The sequence below is a fragment of the Crossiella sp. NPDC003009 genome (assembly GCF_053591555.1).
On the sequence record NZ_JBSFUA010000019.1, the window covers coordinates 21,657 to 37,851 of the forward strand.

A 16,195-nucleotide genomic window follows, 5' to 3' on the forward strand; every position below is an offset into this window, starting at 1 on the left:
CTTCCAGCGGGTCGCGGTGCAACCCTTGGTTCCTCCCCGGCGTATTAGGCAGCAGACCGGGTAGTTCACGAGGAGGCAGGAGCTTGGCGCGACGCGATGACGGCTTCGCCGAGTTCTTCGCCGCTCGGTTCGACGCGGCGCGGCGGATCGGGTACGCGCTGTGCGCGAACTGGTCGGAGGCCGAGGAACTGGCGCAGACCGCGTTCGTGCGGGTCTACGCCCGCTGGCCCAAGGTGCACCGGGAAACCGCGGACGCCTACCTGCGCACCGTGCTCACCAGGGCCTTCCTGGACACCAAGCGGCGGGGCAGGGCGCGCGAGCACGCGGTGGCCGAGGTGCCGGACCAGCCGGTGGAGGCCGACCACGGCGCGGCCGAGGAGCGCGCGGCGCTCACCGCCGCCCTGCAACAGGTGCCGCCCCGCCAGCGCGCGGTGCTGGTGCTCCGGTTCATCCAGGACCTCTCGGTCGAGCAGGTGGCCGAGGCGCTGGGCTGCACCACCGGCACCGTGAAGAGCCAGACCGCACGTGGACTGCAGACGCTGCGGGCCGCCTACCATGCCGCCAACGGCACGGACGGGGCGCCCGGATCAGGCCAGACCCCGCCGCCATTGTTGTCGGCAGGGCGCTGAATGGGAGGTACGGAGGCGGTGAACGAGATGTGGCACGACGAGCAGGACGTGCGCAACGCACTCCAGCGGGTCGTGGACACACCCGCGCCCGCGGTACGCACGGACTTGGCCGAGGTCGTCCGCCGCGGCCGGCGCCGCGTGCTGGTCACCCGGATCAGCGCGGTGGCCGCCTCGGTGGCCGCCGTCGGCGTCATCGGCCTCGGCGCCACCGCGATCTCCGGCAACCTGTTCACCGGCGACCCCACCGCGCTGCCGCCCGCGGCCACCAGCGCCCCGGTCACCACCAGCAAGCAGTCCGAGCTCGACCTGCCGGGCTGGACCCAGCTGGAGGCCCCGGTCCGGACCAGCCTGCCGGAGGCGAGCAGCACCACCGCGCTCAAGCCGCCGGTGCAGTTCTGCCCGTCACCGCAGCTGCCGGACCCGGTCGGGCGGGCGATCCTGCCGGAGCAGCGCTACCTGCCTGCCTTCGTCGACGCGGTCAGCGGGGCCAGCGGCGAGCGGGCCGCGGTCGCGTTCAAGAACTACGTCAACGCCAACCGGGGCCACCTGGTGGTCAACGTGGGCGGCAAGAAGGTCCCCGGCACCGTGCGGCTGGAGGCGGGGCGCTTCGGCGGCTCGGCCGAGCTGGCCGCGGAGTCCTACCGGTACAGCAGCGGGCTCGGCTGCCAGGAGCCGCTGCGGCGGGTCCGGCCGGACGGCGCGATCCTGCAGCTGTACCCGGACACGGACTACGGCGGCAAGCACCCCACCCGCCGGATCGGTGTGTACACCCCGAGCGGCCGCTTCTACAACGTCACCGCCACCACCGGCACCACCACCGACGACGGCAGCCCGATCCCGCCGGCCGGGCCCGCCGGTTTCGAGGAGCTGCCGCTGAGCCAGGAGCAGCTGGCCAAGGTCGCCGAGGCCATGGCCGACCTCGGCTGAGTTCACGCTGCCGCCACACCGGGACATGGGAGTATCGCGGGGTGAACCCGTCTCAGGTGCCGGCCGTGGCAGCGCACGAGGTCCCGCAGGACGCCTACCTGCTCGACGTCCGCGAGGACGACGAGTGGAGCGCAGGGCACGCCGAGGGCGCCAAGCACATCCCCATGGGTCAGCTGGTGGAACGACTCGACGAGCTGCCCAATGACGGGCTGGTGCACGTGGTCTGCCGCAGCGGCGGCCGCTCCGCCAGGGTTACCGCCTACCTCAACCAGAACGGCTGGGACGCGGTCAACGTCGACGGCGGCATGCAGCACTGGCAGGCCGCCGGCCGTCCGCTGGTCGGCGAGTCCGGCGCCGAGCCGACGGTGATCTGAGGCCATGCAGCCGATGCAGCCGATGCGGGTGGACTGGGTCGCCAGTCCACCGGTTCCGCTGCGCCCGTACCGCCCGCGCAGGCCGGAGCCGCACTACTCCGGCCCGCCCGCCTACCCGGCCCCGCCACGCTGGGGCTTCCCCGCGCTGACCTGGCGCTGGCCGACCGCGGTGCCCGGCGCGGACAAGCCGGTGGCCCAGCCGGTGGACCGGATGCGCGCGCTGGCCGGCAGCGCGTTGCCGCTGCTCTGGATCACCGGCGCGGCCGCCGCGCTCACCGCCTTGGCCGAGCTGCTGCGCTACATCCTGCTGCTGGTAAGCCGGAACGCGGTGCTGCCAGCCGGCCTGCTGCACACCTCGGACGCGCTGGTGGTCACCGGCGGCGTGATCACCCCGGTCAGCGCCGCGCTGGCCGCACTGGTCGGCATCCTGTGGCTGTTGCGCGCCCGCCAGGTAGCCGGCGAGCTCACCGGCACCCGCCCGGACCGGCCGAACTGGCAGGTCGTGGCCGGCCTGCTGATCCCGGGCGTCAACCTGCTGCTGCCCGGCGCCACCCTGGCCGAGCTCGAGCACACCATCCTGGACAAGCCGCCCGCCGAGCGGCCCAAGCCCTCCCGCGAGCTGTCCCAGTGGTGGCTCATCTGGGCGGCCAGCCTGCTGGTCTCCGGCACCACCCTGCTCTGGTCGCTGCGCACCGGCGTGCAGGCCCAGGCCGACGGCGTGCTCTGGCACCTGGCGGCCGACGCCCTGCTCGCGCTGGTGGCCATCCGCTCGGCCCGGCTGCTCAAGCGCTACAACGCGCTGCTGGCTCCGGTGAACCCGGCGACGGTGCAGCGCTTCGAGCTGATCAGCGTGCGTGGCGCTGAACTCCCGCAGCTGCCCCGCAAAGAACGCCCCAAGGACGCGGCCCGCTAGGCCGTCACCGGCAGGGTGCGCAGGCCGCGGATCACGAACTCCGCGCGGCGTTCCGGTTCGGCTGCCAGCTTCAAGTTGGGCAGTCGTCTGCGCAGCGCGTCCAAGATCGCGGTGACCTCCACCCTGGCCAGTGGCGCGCCCAGGCAGTAGTGGATGCCTGCGCCGAAGCCCAGGTGCGGGTTGGGGGAGCGGCCCAGGTCGAGGCGGTCCGGGTCGGTGAAGACCTCGGGGTCGCGGGCGGCGGCGCCGAGCAGGGCGGCGATCTTGTCGCCGGGCTGGAGGCGGTAGCCGGCGATCTCCACCTCGGCGGTGGCGGTGCGCTCGAACAGCTGCAGCGGGGAGTCGTAGCGGATGAGCTCCTCGGCCGCGCTGGGCAGCAGCTCGGGTTCGGCGACCAGGCGGTCCCACTGGTCCCGGTGGCGCATCAGGGCCAGCACGCCGTTGCCGACCACGTTCACGGTGGCCTCGTGCCCGGCCATCAGCAGCAGCACCGCGGTGGCCACCAGCTCGTCGGAGGTCAGCCGCTCGCCGTCGGTGTCGGCCACCGAGACCAGGTCGCTGACCAGGTCCTCGCCCGGGTTGGCCCGGCGGTGCCCGATCAGCTCGCGCAGGTAGCCGACGAACTCCGCCGACGCCTGCTCCGCGGCCTGACGGCGATCCTCGGCCAGGCCGTACTCGTACATCTTCACGATCGTGTGCGACCAGGGCAGCAGCAGGTGCCGGTCCGGCGCGGGCACGCCGAGCAGCTCGGCGATCACCTCCACCGGCAGCGGCTCGGCCACCGTCTTGAGCAGGTCGGCCTGCTCGTCCACCGCGATCCGCGAAGCCAGGGTGTCCACCAGCTGGTCGGCCAGCGTGTTCACCCACGGGCGCAGTCGCTCGGTGTGACCGCGGGCGAAGGCGGTGGCCACCAGCCTGCGCAGCCTGGTGTGCTTGGGCGGTTCGTTCTCCAGCAGCGAGTTGCGGTGCAGCAGGTTGAACGCGGCGAAGCTGTCCACCGGGCAGGCGTCCTGCCACACCCGGCCCAGCGCGCGGTGCCGCAGCAGCGCGGAGCAGGCCGAGTGCGAGACCGCGACCGCCAGACCCAGCTCAGGGTGCCAGTGCACCTCTCCCTCCGCCCGCAGCTGCGCGAACCGCGGGTACGGGTCGGCGATGAACGCCGGATCGTTCGGAGCAAAGGGAGACACGATCACCGACGGTAAGTCCTGGGCGTGTCACTCGTCCATCCGAGTGGCGAGTCCTGGGTAGAAATACGTGCTCGCGCCCCTGCTACGGTCCGGCAGATCACCAGTTTCCCTAGGAGGACCGGATGGCCAAGCGCACCGCGGCCAAACGCAAGAACCAAGCCGCCGAGGGTGGCATCGGGCCGCGTCAGCCCTGTCCGTGCGGCTCCGGCAAGCGGTACAAGGCCTGCCACGGCGGTTCGGCCGCCGATGTGATGGTCATCCGGCCGTTCGAGGGCCTGGCCGCCGAGCCGGACCTGATCGCGCTGCGCGAGTTCGTGCCATCGGCCACCGCGGCGCTGCCGCTGGCCGAGGCCGGCGCCCGCCCGGTCACCGTGGCCACTGTGCTGCCGATGGCCGCCGCCGCGCTGGTCCGCACTGACGGCGCCGCCTTCATCGGCCTCCAGGTGCAGACCCGCACCGGCGACATCAGCGGCGACCTGGCCCGCGCGCTGCGCTGGGCGCAGACCGCCGAACCGGGCAACGCGCTGTCGGTGGCCCCGGCCGCGGCCGAGGGCGAGACCCTGCGCCTGCAGGACCTGCTGGTGCCGGACGCGCGCCTCGAGGTCGAGCTGCACGCCGACTTCTCCTGGTGGATCCCGGCCGACGCCGAGCAGACCGGCGACGTGGCGCTGTCCCTGGAGCGGGCCAACGCGGCGATCATGCCCACCGAGCCGGTGGTGGCCGAGGGCGTGCACGCGGCCTACTGGGTGGACGCCGGGGACAAGGCGCACGTGCGCTGGGTCCGGCCGGAGCAGGAGGAGCGGCTGCTGGCCGCGCTGGCCCGGCTGGCCGTGCGCGGCGAGCACGACCTGGGCGAGGGCTCCCGCTACGCCGGCTCCTTCCGCGCGCACGGCCTGCTGGTGCCGGTGTGGGACGTGGACCGCGAGCAGCACTCCAAGGAGTGGGCGCAGCCGGCTTCCGCCCTCGGCGAGCGGCTGACCAGCGCACTCGCCTCCCTGGACAGTGAGCCGCTGTCCGAGGCCGAGCGCCGTTCCCGCGACGGCCTGCGCGGTCGTCAGGTAACGCTCCGGTAACGGTCCGATTGGTATGGGCGCCAGGGCAACCCTGGCGCACCACCAGACGTGAACCTCATGTCGGCGGCCCGCGGTCGGGTCGCATGGAGGGGAGCGTCAGCGGTGGCGGCACCGGGCTGGGTCTTCGGTACGGGAGTGGGGCTGGCGCCCGCCGTGCCGGGTGTGGGGGAGATCGAGAACAGCGCGGCTGGGGGAGCCACGGTGCGGGAAGACTTCGGTGAGTTCGTCCGCATGTCCCTGCCGGGGCTGCTGCGCTACGGGCACGCGCTCACCGGCAACCCGCACGACGCGGCCGACCTGGTGCAGTCGGTGCTGGAGAAGATCGGCTCGCGGTGGCACACCGTGCTGCGGCAGTCGGACAACCCGGCCGCCTACGTGCGGCGGGCGATGGCGAACACGCACATCAGCTTCTGGCGCAGGGTGCGCAAGGAGAGCCTGGTCGCCGACCTGCCGGACGTGCGGTCCTACGTGCAGGCCGACCGGCTGGAGAACGAACCGCTGTGGCAGGCCCTGCGGGACCTGCCGCCGCGGCAGCGCGCGGTGATCGTGCTGCGGTACTACGAAGGGCTTTCCGAAGCCGAGATCGCGGAGGCGCTCGGAGTGAGCAAGGGCACGGTCAAGAGTCAGACGAGCAAGGCCATGGTGACGCTTCGCGGCAAACTGGGCTCACTGGTCGGAGGAGGGGATCAACGATGAACGTCGACGACGAGCTGCGCAGGCTCTTCTCCGACGATCGGCTGGAGCTACGTCCCCTGCCGGATGCCGAGCACGCGGTGCTCACCGGGGTCAAGCGCAGGCAGCGGCGCCGCAGGGCGGCCGTGGCCGCGACCGGTGCGCTGAGCGCGCTGGCCGTGGTGGCCGGCACGCTGGCCGTGCTGCAGCCGGAGCAGACCAACACGGTGCAGCCGGCGGACACCACGTCGCTGACCTTCACCACCACGCCCGCGCCGACCTCGGCGCCCAGCAGCTCGGCCGGGGACCAGTCCAGCGCCACGACCACCACGCCCAGTCGTGGCGGCAGCGGTGTCGGCTCCGGCCAGGGCACTGCGCCCAGCTCCTCCAGCAAGACGCCCACCTCGACCATCCCGCCCAAGACCTTCGGCACCGAGCTGATGGGGCCGGTGTCCTACCGGGGCCTGCGGCTGGGCATGCCCCAGGAGCAGGCGGTGGCCACCGGGCTGATCAAGCCCAACGCCAAGCCCGAGTCCAACACCGGCTGCTTCGGCTACGACTACGCGGGCAGCCCCAGGGCCGCGGGCTTCTACAGCGTGGTGATCTCCAAGGCCAAGGGCGTGGTGCGGATCAACGGCCGCGGCGATGAGCGCACCTCGGAGGGCATCGGCGTGGGCGCGCCGGTCGCCGACTTCGACCGGGTCTACCCGAAGTACGGCACCGATCACGGCGCGGTCGGCGAGCGCGTGGTCGCGGTTCCCGGCAATGCGGCGGCCAACTACTGGTTCATCATGCAGAACAACTCGGTCAAAGAGATTCGACTCGAGTTGAAAGAGCAGGACTGTTACCCATGACCCCTGGGCCCACCTCCTATCCTTAGGCGGGGATGGGTGACATGGGGGCTTGGTGGACGAGGATTTTGGCGAGTTCGTGCGGATGTCGCTGCCCGCGCTACTGCGGTACGGGCACGCGCTGACCGGTAATCCGCACGATGCCGCCGACCTGGTGCAGTCGGTGCTGGAGAAGGTCGGCACCCGCTGGCGCAAACTGCTTCGCCAGGAGGTCAACCCGCAGGCCTACGTGCGGCGGGCGATGGCCAACACGCACGTCAGCCGCTGGCGCCGGGTGCGCAAGGAGAGCCTGGTCGCCGACCTGCCGGAGGACAGCCAGAGCTACGAGCAAGCCGACCGGCTGGAGAACGAGCCGCTCTGGCAGGCCCTGCGCGAGCTGCCGCCGCGCCAGCGCGCGGTGATCGTGCTCCGCTACTACGACAACCTGACCGAGGCCGAGATCGCCGAGTCCCTCGGCGTCACCAAGGGCACGGTGAAGAGCCAGGCCAGCAAGGCGATGGCGGCCCTGCGGCTCAAGCTCGGCGAGGACACCGGCGAGGACTGACCCGGCGGCGCCCGTGGACCGGGTCGCGGTCCACGGGCGCCGGCCTGTGGTGGGAGCGGTGCTGGCTCAGAGGCTGCCGCCGGCCACCCGCGGCGCGGTCGGGTCTTCGCTGCCCTCGTCGCCGACGTGCTCGCGGGTCAGGAAGTCCTCGATGTTGAACAGGTTGTCGCCTGCCCGGTCCACGATGGTGAGCAGGGTCGACATGGCGGCGACCTCCTCGACCTGCTCCTTGAGGAACCACTGCATGAACTGCTCACCGAGGTAGTCGCCCTCGTCCCGCGCGGACTTGGCCAGCGCGGTGATCTCGTCGGTGACGTGCCGCTCCTGGTTGAGGGCCAGTTCGACCGGCTCGCGCACGGAGCTGAAGTCGTTGCGCACCTCGTCCACGCCGGGGATGGACACCGGGAGACCGTTGTCCAGCAGGTACTGGACGATCATCATGGCGTGGTTGCGCTCCTCCAGCGCCTGGCGGTAGAAGTGCGCGGCCAGGCGGGGGAGGTCCTTGGCGTCGAACCAGACCGCGACGGCGAGGTACTGCTGCGACGCGGTGAGCTCATTCCGGACCTGGGTCTGCAACAGCTGCTGGAACTTGGTGGTCGTGGTCATGCCCAAAAGAATACAACCGAATTCGCGTTTCTGCAGCTTAAGCCAGGTTTGCCTAACTTAGCCAAGCCTTTGCGAAACTCTCGTTAGGCTGGCTTGACCAATTCCATTCCGTAATTGCTCGAGTCGTTTCCGCTGAATTCACCCGAGCGTGTCTCGCGCAATCGGGCAGGACATGCACCGAGGGCCACCACGGCCGGAGCCCAGTTCGCTGCCCGCGATCCGCAGCACCTCCACCCCGGCGTCCTCCAGCCGGGAGTTGGTCTCCACGTTGCGCTCGTAGGCCACCACCACGCCCGGCGCCACGGCCAGCGTGTTGTTGCCGTCGTCCCACTGCTCGCGCTCGGCGGTCACCGCGTCCAGGCCGGTGTCGATCACTCGCAGCCGGTCGATGCCCATCGCCTCGGCGGCCGCGCCCAGAAACGGCAGCGGGCCGTCCACCAGCACGCCGCCGGAGCCGTCCGGGCGCAGCGGGTAGGCGGAGAGGGTCTCGCGCACCGCCGGGTACATCACCACCGCGTCCCGGTCGACCATGGTGCACACGGTGTCCAGGTGCATGGTGGCCCGCTCCTGCTCGATCGGCACCGCGAGCACGGTGTGCGCGAGGCCGTCGGCGAAGGCGGAGCGGGCGAAGGACTCCGCGCCCGCCGGGGTGGTGCGCTCGCCGACGCCGATGGCCAGCACGCCGGGGGACAGCAGCAGCACGTCGCCACCCTCCAGTGGCGCGGAGTGCGCCCCGTAGGCGCGGCCGGTGCGGCTGAACCTGGGGTGGTAGGCGTAGATCAGGTCGGTCAGCGCGGTCTCCCGGCTGCGCGCGGGCAGCGCGAGCGAGGTGATGGCCACCCTGTCCGCCACCCACACCGAGGAGTCCCTGGTGAACAGCAGGTTGGGCAGCGGGTTGACCGCGAAGTCGGTGGGCAGGTGCATCTGGCGCACCAGGGAGGCGCCCTCGGCGGCGGGCAGCTCCTCGAAGGTCATGCCCGCCATCAGCACTCCGGCCAGGTCCTTGGCCTTCATCCCGGTCAGGTGCGAGCGCAGCGCGTCGGCCAGGTCCAGGCCCAGCTGACGCTCGTCCACCGCGGAGTGCACCGCGCCGAAGCGGGCCCGCGGGTCGGCCAGCGCCTCCACCAGCACCTCGCCCAGCAGCAGCACCTCCACCCCGCGCGAGCGCAACGTCTCGGCGAACGCGTCGTGCTCCAGCTGGGCCCGGCCGAGCCAGGGCACCCCGTCGAACAACAGCTGGTCGTTGTTACGCGGGGTGAGTCGTTTCAGCTCCGCGCCGGGCCGGTGCAGCAGCACGGTGCGCAGCGGGCCGACCTCGCTGTCCACCCGGTGGATCGGCTCGGCGGCAGGGGTCTCGCTTGCGATCTGGTGGGCGCTCACGCAGCGGAGCGTAATGCTCTTGAAAGCTCCTGGCAGCGCGCTGATCAGAGGATTTCGGCTTGGATGTAAGGAGTCGAACCTCAGGAGGCGGATTGTGAACCAGGACACGGCCCCGAAGCGCGGTTTGTTGCGTCGTCCGGTCGTTTTGGTTGCGATTGTGATTGTCGCAACGGTTCTGGGCGTCGGTTTGTACCTGTTCCAGCCCTGGAAGCTGTTCACCAGCAGCACGGTGGACGAGGCCCTGCCCACCGGCGCGGCGGCGGAGGCCCCGCTCAGCCCGTCCGCCGGGACCCCGGCCACCAGCGCGCCGGGCACGGAAGCGCCGGGCACGGGGGCACCGGGCACGGAAGCGCCGGGCGCGGGAACGCCGGGCACGGGAACGCCGGGCGCGGGCGGCCCTGGCACCGGAGCGCCGGGCGCCACCGCGCCACCGGCCCAGCCCGGCACCCTGGCTGCCGGCGACTTCGTCTCCCAGGAGCACCCGACCAAGGGCAAGGCCGCCGTGCTGCGCCTGGCTGACGGCTCCCGGGTGCTCCGCCTCACCGGCCTGGCCAGCAGCGACGGTCCCGACCTGCACGTGTGGCTGACCGATCAGTCAGCAGGCGGCGAATGGGGCAAGTACGACGACGGGCGCTTTGTGAAGCTGGGCAAGCTCAAGGCCACCCACGGCAACCAGAACTACGCCATTCCGGCCGAGGCGAAGCTGGACGGCCTGCGCAGTGTGGTCATCTGGTGCGACCGGTTCAACGTCGCATTCGGTTCCGCCCCGCTCACGCTGTGACGCTCACCCGTTCGGGTAGCCTCCCCCGGAGTCGACCGGGTCCGGAGGGAACGACGGAATGCGTCAGGTTCGTGCGCTGTGGCACGTGTGCACCGCGGTTGTCGCGGTGGGAGCTCTCACGAGCTGTGGCATCTTCGGTTCCCCGGCTGAGCCGGTGGACGCCCCGCCGCCGGGTGGCCCCAAGCTCACCGTCGGCATCAAGTTCGACCAGCCGGGGCTCGGCCAGAAGACCGGGGACAACAGCTTCGCCGGGTTCGACGTGGACGTGGCCCGCTACGTGGCCAAGGAGCTCGGCGTGCACCCGGGCAACATCACCTTCGTCGAGGCCAAGAGCGCCGAGCGGGAGACCCTGCTGGAGCAGGGCAAGGTCGACCTGGTCGCGGCCACCTACTCGATCAGCGACACGCGCAAGAAGAAGGTCGACTTCGCCGGGCCGTACTTCGTGGCCGGGCAGGCCCTGCTGGTCCGCAAGACCACCTCGGACATCACCGGGCCGGAGTCGCTGAACCAGAGCGACTGGAAGCTGTGCTCGGTGCAGGGCTCCACCCCGGCGGAGAAGGTCAAGCAGGCCTACGCCAAGAACGTGACCCTGCGGGTGTTCCCGTCCTACCCCGAGTGCCTGGTGGCGCTGGAGGACCCGGAGGACCCGGTGGACGCGGTCACCACCGACGACGTGATCCTGGCCGGGTACGCCGCCGCGCAGCCGGAGAAGTTCAAGCTGGTCGGCAAGCCGTTCTCCCAGGAGCGCTACGGCATCGGGCTGCGCAAGGGCGACGAGCGCACGGCCAAGGTGACCGCCGCGCTGCGCAAGATGGTTTCCGACGGCAGCTGGAAACGAGCCGTCGAAGCGAACATCGGAAAATCTGGCTATAAGATTCCTGAACCACCCGACGTTCTCGACTCGCCATGACCTATAAGGGCCGGCAAAGCCCGACTGGTCCGCTGGAGTGATCCAGACCAACGATAGTCGGATGCAGTATCCGACCTTGGTTTGATCGGTACTCCCTCCCTGGGTTGAACTAATGTCCGAGGGCTTGGAATTGGCTCTTTTACCCCTATCGTGTCGGCCATGGACTTAATCCCGGTCTGACACCGCCCGGTCAGACCGTGCGAAGCCGTAGGGGATAGCTGCCCGCCCCCTCCGGCACCCGGACGGGCGGGGCCTGCTCCGTGCCCCCCACCCTGGAGATGCCCCGCCCGTCCGTCAGTTCCCCGCCTCACGGCAGCCAGGACACCGAACCCCGCAGCAGCGCGTAGCCGACGAAGGCGACGATGTCGATCACCGCGTGTCCCACCACCAGCGCGGTGAGCCGGTTGGTGCGCTGCCAGACCCGGCCGTAGACCAGCCCCATCACGATGTTGCCCGCGAACCCGCCGAAGCCCTGGTACAGGTGGTACGAGCCGCGCAGCACCGCGGAGACCGCCAGCGACCGGTTCTCCGACCAGCCGAGCATGCGCAGCCTGGTGATCAGGTAGCCGACCACCAGCACCTCCTCGGCCCAGGAGTTGCCGATCGCGGACAGGATCAGCGCCGGGGTGCGCCACCAGGTGTCATCCAGTGCCGAGGGCACCACGGTCAGGTTCAGCCCCATCGCCCTGGTGATGAGGTAGAAGGCGATGCCGGGCAGGCCGATCAGCGCGGCGAGGCCCAGTCCGCGCAGCGTGTCAGAGCCCAGCCGCCGCCGGTCCAGACCGACCTCGGCGAGCTTCTTGCCCGCCTTCCACAGCAGGTAGGCCCCGAGCGCGCCCCAGGCGAGCAGTTGCAGCACGCCGAGCAGCTGGTGCGCGAGGTCGAGCAGGCTGAGCGTGGAGCGGGAGACGTTGAGCGCCACCGACTGCTGGCTCAGCGGCTTGGGCTGCAACAGCGAACCGATGAGGGAGAGCAGGCTGCGCAGGCCGGAGAGGCCCAGCGTCGCGGCGAACACGATCGCCAGCTCGATCCACACCGCCCGCCGCTGCACCGGGTCGGTGATCACCTCGATCTCCGGCCGCGCCGGGTTCAGCCACCTGCCGATCACGCTCGCCATGCTGGCAGCGTGTCAGTCGGTCCCGTGTGAGCGGCGCGCGACCCAGGCGGCGAGCTGGGTGCGGCGCTCCATGCCGAGCTTGGCCAGCACCGAGGTCACGTAGTTCTTCACCGTCTTCTCGGCCAGGAACAGCCGCTCGGCGATCTGCCGGTTGGTCAGGCCCTCGCCGATCAGGCCGAGCACCTTGCGCTCCTGGTCGGTGAGCGCGGCCAGCTCGTCCGGCGGCTCCGGATCGCCGCGGCGCAACCGGTCCAGCACCCTGGCCGTGGTGACCGGGTCGAGCAGCGAGCGCCCGGCCGCCACCTCGCGCACCGCGGTCACCAGGTCCTGGCCGCGCACCTGCTTGAGCAGGTAGCCGGAGGCCCCGGCCATGATCGCGCCGACCAGCGCGGCCTCGTCGTCGAAGGCGGTCAGCACCAGGCAGCGCGGCGCGTCCGGGCCCTGGGCGCGCAGGGTGCGGCACAGCGCCACCCCGTCGCCGTCGGGCAGCCGCATGTCCACCACCGCGACCTGGGGGCGGTGCGCGAGCGCGACCACTTCGGCCTCGGCCACGCTGCCCGCCTCGGCCACCACCTGGATGTCGTCCTCGGTGTCCAGCAGGTCGCGCAGGCCGCGGCGGACCACCTCGTGGTCGTCGACGAGCAGGACCCGGATCGGCACCAGATCAGGTTACGGGGGCGGGAACATCTCCGGGCGGCCGGTCGTTAGCACTCATGACCGGCGAGTGCTAAAGCCGCCGGTGAGGAACCTGGAAAGGGTGAAATGAACATGGCTCTTGCAGTCCGTTCCACGTGGGACCCGTTCACCGCGCTGGTCCGTCAGTTCGACCGTGACGTCTTCGAGGGTCTGACCCGTTCAGCGCCCTCCGCCCAGGGCTTTGTTCCCGCCGCCGACGTCCGCAAGGACGGCGCCGACGTCGTGCTCACGCTGGAGCTGCCCGGCGTCGACGTGGCCAAGGACGTCGAGGTCGAGGTGGCCGAGCGCCGCCTGACCATCAGCGGCCGCAGGCACGACGAGCACTCCGAGGAGCAGGGCGGCCTGATCCGCAAGGAGATCCGGCACGGCGAGTTCCGGCGCGAGTTCTCCCTGCCGGCCGGTGTCACCGCCGAGCAGATCGAGGCCGACTACGACCGCGGCCTGCTCAAGGTCCGCATCCGCGAGGTGGTGAAGGTGCCGGCCGCTCCGGCGAAGATCGCCATCCGCGGCGGCGAGACCACCGAGCGCCCGGCCGTCGAGGCAGGCTGACCAGCAGCGAACAAAAGGGGCATTCCCGTGCTTGCACCACGGGAATGCCCCTTTCGCGTTCAGCGTACGCGCAGATCAGGGGTCTTCGACCGCGGAAACCCGGTAGCGGGCCACCGAGGCGTCCCTGATCTGCGCGGTCTGCGCCGAGTCCGGGCCGTCGCCGCGGAAGCGGGCCAGGTCCTCGTCGCACTCCCAGCGCTCGAACACGGTGATCCGGCCGGGCAGCAGCGGGTCGGGGGCGAGGACGAAGGCGTGGCAGCCGTGCGCGGCCCTGGCCAGCTCGATCGCGGGCAGGCAGTCCCGCAGGTAGGCGTCCCTGGTCTCCGGATCGACGTCCAGCCAGCCCGCGATGATGATCATGGGTCCAGACTGTCAGTTCCGGGAGCCGAAGACCTCATCCCACGCCGCGGTGACCTGGCGGCCGCAGGTCGAGGGATCCACTCCGCCGACCCCGGTGCCCAGTCCCGGCAGCGCGATCGAGCGGACCGCCTGGCGCACCGGGGTGCCGTCCTCCAGCCTGCCCTCCCGCCAGAGCCGGAACACCGCGCGGGCGGCCAGGTACGGGTGCACGGTGTCCTTGGGCAGCAGCTCGCCGGGCACCCGCATGGTGGGCGCGCTGATCAGCCACTGCGGGGCCGCTTCGCCGGTGGGCACGATCAGCGCCTCGCCGACCGGCAGCTCACCGCCGTGCAGGGCCAGCACCGCGCTGCGCACGTACTGCTCGACCTGGGGGAAGGCGGTGGCGTAGACCGCGTCGATACCGCCGCGCATCCAGCCGTAGGAGTTGGCCGGGCTGACCACCGCGTCCACGTCGAGGTCCAGCACCGAACCCTGGTGCACCTCGACCCCGGCGCGGCCGGCCGCCGCGCGTTCCCACTCCCAGCCGAGCGGCCCGGCCACGGCGCACAGCACCAGGCGGGGCACTGCCGCCTGTGGTTGCACTTTCCCGGTCACGCCCCAAGCATCGCCGGTCACGGGGAAAGCATTGCAGCAAACCAACACGGCCGGTCACCGGGTCTTCCACCAGTCGGGTGGGTGTTCTCACGGTTGAGAGCAAGGACACAGCGGCCTCCCGCTACCGGGTTAGGGTGAGGTATGCCGCGCATCGCCTACTTGGGGCCGGAACGAACCTTCACCGAACAGGCGACCCGGCGCCTGTTCGACCCGGCTGCCCACGAGCTGGTCCCGGCCACCACGGTCGCCGCGGCACTGGAGAGCGTCCGGCTGGACAAGGTCGAGGCCGCGGTGGTGCCGGTGGAGAACTCGGTGGAGGGCTCGGTGCCGCCCACCCTGGACGGCCTGGCCCTGGGCAGCCCGCTGGTCGCGGTGGCCGAGACGGTGCTGCCGGTGCGCTTCAGCGTGCTGGTCCGGCCCGGCACCACGGCCGCCGACATCCGCACCGTGACCAGCCACCCGCACGCACTGGCCCAGGTCAGGGAGTGGCTGGCGGCCAACCTGCCGGGCGCGGCCGAGCTGGCCACCACCTCCACCGCGGCCGCCGCGGTCGCGGTCGCGCAGGGCAGCGCGGACGCGGCGATCACCGCGCCGATCGCGGCCGAGGGCTCCGCGCTGACCGCGCTGGCCACCGACATCGGCGACGTGGCCGACGCGGTGACCCGGTTCCTGCTGGTCCGCAAGCCCGGCCCGCTGCCGGAGCCGACCGGCAACGACCGCACCTCGATCGTGGTGGTCACCGAGAACCGGCCGGGCTCGCTGTCGGCGGTGCTGGTCGAGCTGGCCCTGCGCGGGATCGACCTGTGCCGGATCGAGTCCCGGCCGACCAGGGAGAAGCTGGGCGTCTACCGGTTCTTCCTCGACTTCGCCGGGCACATCGCCGAGCCCCGGGTCGGCGACGCGCTGGCCGCCCTGCACCGGACCTGCTCCGACGTGCGCTTCCTCGGCTCCTTCCCGCGCGCCGACGGCCAGTCGCCGCCCCCGGCGCCGGGCACCGGCGCGGCCGAGTTCACCGAGGCCGGCCAGTGGCTGGCCCAGGTGCGCGCGGGCGAGCAGGCATGAGCTCGTTACGACTGATGCTGGTTCGGCACGGCCAGACCCCGGCCAACGTCCGGCACGCACTGGACTCCAAGCCGCCCGGCCCGCCGCTGACCGCCGAGGGCCGCCGCCAGGCCGACAAGCTGGCCGAGGAGCTGGCCACCGAGCCGGTGACCGCGGTCTACGCCAGCGTCGCGGTGCGCGCCCAGATGACCGCGGCCCCGGTCGCACTCCGGCACGGGGTGCCGGTGCGGGTGATCGAGGGCGTGCACGAGACCCAGGTCGGCCCCGAGCTGGAGGGCCGCAACGACGACGCGGCGATCAGGGAGTTCAGCCGGGTGGTGGACCGCTGGCTGGACGGCGACCTGGCCGGCTCCGCGCCCGGCGGCGAGACCGGGTTCCAGGTGGTCGAGCGGTTCAGCGCGGCGGTGCGCCAGATCGCCGCCGAGCACAGCGACGGAGTGGTGGTGCTGGTCAGCCACGGCGCGGCGATCCGGCTGATGGCGGTGCACCTGCTCGACGGCAGCACCGACGTGCTCGCGGGGCACCCGTACCTGCCCAACACCGGCCGGGTGGTGCTGGAGGCCGACCCGGACAGCTCAGGTGGCTGGCGGTTCGTGGAGTGGCTGGGGATCGAGCGGTTCTAGCCCCAGCCCAGTTCGTGCAGCTTGGCGTCGTCGATGCCGAAGTGGTGCGCGATCTCGTGCACCACGGTGATCGCCACCTCCTCGACCACGTCGTCCTCGGTCTCGCAGATGTCCAGGATGGCGTCCCGGTAGATGGTGATCCGGTCCGGCAGCACGCCGCCGTAGTCGGTGTTGCGCTCGGTCAGCGCGATGCCCTCGTACAGCCCCAGCAGCCCGGGCTCCTCCGGGTGCCGGGGCTCGACGAAGACGGCCACGTTGTCCATCGCCCTGGCCAGCTCGGGCGGCACCTCGTCCAGCGCCTCGCCGACCAGCTCGTCGAACCGGCCAGGGGTCATGTCCACCGGCAC

21 protein-coding genes are annotated in these 16,195 nt (G+C 71.6%); 13 read left to right on the plus strand and 8 right to left on the minus strand.

Translation table 11 applies throughout. The features are described from left to right. Positions 1-83: 83 nt before the first annotated feature. The 4 genes from ACWDY5_RS20900 (at position 84) to ACWDY5_RS20915 (ending at position 2,843) form a co-directional block, all read left to right on the plus strand. Complete coding sequence (locus ACWDY5_RS20900) at positions 84-629, plus strand: SigE family RNA polymerase sigma factor (RefSeq protein WP_252485659.1); 546 nt, start codon at positions 84-86, stop codon at positions 627-629. An 18-nt stretch (positions 630-647) separates the two neighbouring features. Next, positions 648-1,556, plus strand: coding sequence for a hypothetical protein (locus tag ACWDY5_RS20905; RefSeq protein WP_449723848.1), 909 nt, complete (start codon positions 648-650; stop codon positions 1,554-1,556). Between the two features lie 65 nt (positions 1,557-1,621). Then, positions 1,622-1,930 (plus strand): rhodanese-like domain-containing protein, encoded by a 309-nt coding sequence (locus tag ACWDY5_RS20910; protein ID WP_449723849.1) that lies wholly within the window; start codon positions 1,622-1,624, stop codon positions 1,928-1,930. A gap of 4 nt (positions 1,931-1,934) precedes the next feature. Continuing rightward, complete coding sequence (locus tag ACWDY5_RS20915; protein ID WP_449723850.1) at positions 1,935-2,843, plus strand: DUF4328 domain-containing protein; 909 nt, start codon at positions 1,935-1,937, stop codon at positions 2,841-2,843. Here ACWDY5_RS20915 and ACWDY5_RS20920 read toward each other — a convergent pair. Further along, complete coding sequence (locus ACWDY5_RS20920; protein WP_449723938.1) at positions 2,840-4,033, minus strand: cytochrome P450; 1,194 nt, start codon at positions 4,031-4,033, stop codon at positions 2,840-2,842. The two genes, ACWDY5_RS20915 and ACWDY5_RS20920, sit on opposite strands and share 4 nt — an antisense overlap. Before the next feature lie 119 nt (positions 4,034-4,152). Here ACWDY5_RS20920 and ACWDY5_RS20925 point away from each other — a divergent pair, with 119 nt between their 5' ends. The 4 genes from ACWDY5_RS20925 (at position 4,153) to ACWDY5_RS20940 (ending at position 7,170) form a co-directional block, all read left to right on the plus strand. Next, complete coding sequence (locus ACWDY5_RS20925; RefSeq protein WP_449723851.1) at positions 4,153-5,103, plus strand: DUF5926 family protein; 951 nt, start codon at positions 4,153-4,155, stop codon at positions 5,101-5,103. A gap of 201 nt (positions 5,104-5,304) precedes the next feature. Continuing rightward, positions 5,305-5,799: a SigE family RNA polymerase sigma factor gene (locus ACWDY5_RS20930; RefSeq protein ID WP_283666043.1), complete on the plus strand. Its 495-nt coding sequence runs from the start codon at positions 5,305-5,307 to the stop codon at positions 5,797-5,799. After that, the gene (locus tag ACWDY5_RS20935; RefSeq protein WP_449723852.1) at positions 5,796-6,629 is read left to right on the plus strand and encodes a hypothetical protein; all 834 of its coding nucleotides are present in this window, start codon (positions 5,796-5,798) and stop codon (positions 6,627-6,629) included. The genes ACWDY5_RS20930 and ACWDY5_RS20935 overlap by 4 nt, the downstream gene beginning before the upstream one ends. Positions 6,630-6,678: 49 nt before the next feature. Beyond that, positions 6,679-7,170, plus strand: a complete 492-nt coding sequence (locus ACWDY5_RS20940) for a SigE family RNA polymerase sigma factor (RefSeq protein ID WP_256510388.1) — start codon at positions 6,679-6,681, stop codon at positions 7,168-7,170. A gap of 66 nt (positions 7,171-7,236) precedes the next feature. On the opposite strand, the gene ACWDY5_RS20945 is transcribed toward ACWDY5_RS20940, so the two are convergent. Together ACWDY5_RS20945 and ACWDY5_RS20950 are read right to left on the minus strand one after the other, a co-directional pair. After that, positions 7,237-7,776 carry a ferritin gene (locus tag ACWDY5_RS20945; RefSeq protein ID WP_283662430.1) on the minus strand — a complete coding sequence of 180 codons (540 nt, stop codon included), beginning with the start codon at positions 7,774-7,776 and terminating at the stop codon, positions 7,237-7,239. A 138-nt stretch (positions 7,777-7,914) separates the two neighbouring features. After that, positions 7,915-9,156, minus strand: a complete 1,242-nt coding sequence (locus ACWDY5_RS20950; RefSeq protein ID WP_252485653.1) for an arginine deiminase — start codon at positions 9,154-9,156, stop codon at positions 7,915-7,917. A gap of 157 nt (positions 9,157-9,313) precedes the next feature. Between ACWDY5_RS20950 and ACWDY5_RS20955 the strand changes: the two genes are divergently transcribed. Together ACWDY5_RS20955 and ACWDY5_RS20960 are read left to right on the plus strand one after the other, a co-directional pair. Further along, positions 9,314-9,937 (plus strand): DM13 domain-containing protein, encoded by a 624-nt coding sequence (locus ACWDY5_RS20955; protein WP_449723853.1) that lies wholly within the window; start codon positions 9,314-9,316, stop codon positions 9,935-9,937. Positions 9,938-10,043: 106 nt separating this feature from the next. Next, a complete protein-coding gene (locus ACWDY5_RS20960) occupies positions 10,044-10,847 on the plus strand; it encodes a glutamate ABC transporter substrate-binding protein (protein ID WP_449723854.1) in 804 nt (267 codons plus the stop codon). Positions 10,848-11,154: 307 nt separating this feature from the next. Here ACWDY5_RS20960 and ACWDY5_RS20965 read toward each other — a convergent pair whose 3' ends face one another. Together ACWDY5_RS20965 and ACWDY5_RS20970 are read right to left on the minus strand one after the other, a co-directional pair. Next, a complete protein-coding gene (locus tag ACWDY5_RS20965) occupies positions 11,155-11,964 on the minus strand; it encodes a CPBP family intramembrane glutamic endopeptidase (protein ID WP_449723855.1) in 810 nt (269 codons plus the stop codon). A 12-nt stretch (positions 11,965-11,976) separates the two neighbouring features. Beyond that, complete coding sequence (locus ACWDY5_RS20970; RefSeq protein ID WP_252485649.1) at positions 11,977-12,624, minus strand: response regulator; 648 nt, start codon at positions 12,622-12,624, stop codon at positions 11,977-11,979. A gap of 108 nt (positions 12,625-12,732) precedes the next feature. Between ACWDY5_RS20970 and ACWDY5_RS20975 the strand changes: the two genes are divergently transcribed. Then, positions 12,733-13,209 (plus strand): Hsp20/alpha crystallin family protein, encoded by a 477-nt coding sequence (locus ACWDY5_RS20975; protein WP_449723856.1) that lies wholly within the window; start codon positions 12,733-12,735, stop codon positions 13,207-13,209. Positions 13,210-13,284: 75 nt separating this feature from the next. Here ACWDY5_RS20975 and ACWDY5_RS20980 read toward each other — a convergent pair whose 3' ends face one another. Further along, entirely contained in the window at positions 13,285-13,569 is a 285-nt protein-coding gene (locus ACWDY5_RS20980; RefSeq protein WP_283662435.1) for a putative quinol monooxygenase, read from the minus strand. Between the two features lie 12 nt (positions 13,570-13,581). Beyond that, entirely contained in the window at positions 13,582-14,163 is a 582-nt protein-coding gene (locus ACWDY5_RS20985; RefSeq protein ID WP_252485646.1) for a macro domain-containing protein, read from the minus strand. Between the two features lie 141 nt (positions 14,164-14,304). On the opposite strand from ACWDY5_RS20985, the gene pheA reads away from it, so the two are divergent. Together pheA and ACWDY5_RS20995 are read left to right on the plus strand one after the other, a co-directional pair. After that, on the plus strand, positions 14,305-15,225 hold the full coding sequence (gene pheA / locus ACWDY5_RS20990; RefSeq protein ID WP_449723857.1) for a prephenate dehydratase: 921 nt from the start codon (positions 14,305-14,307) through the stop codon (positions 15,223-15,225). Further along, positions 15,222-15,848 (plus strand): histidine phosphatase family protein, encoded by a 627-nt coding sequence (locus ACWDY5_RS20995; RefSeq protein ID WP_449723858.1) that lies wholly within the window; start codon positions 15,222-15,224, stop codon positions 15,846-15,848. Before pheA ends, ACWDY5_RS20995 begins: the two co-directional genes overlap by 4 nt. On the opposite strand, the gene ACWDY5_RS21000 is transcribed toward ACWDY5_RS20995, so the two are convergent. After that, positions 15,845-16,195: a metallopeptidase family protein gene (locus tag ACWDY5_RS21000; RefSeq protein WP_449723859.1), complete on the minus strand. Its 351-nt coding sequence runs from the start codon at positions 16,193-16,195 to the stop codon at positions 15,845-15,847. The genes ACWDY5_RS20995 and ACWDY5_RS21000 overlap by 4 nt on opposite strands.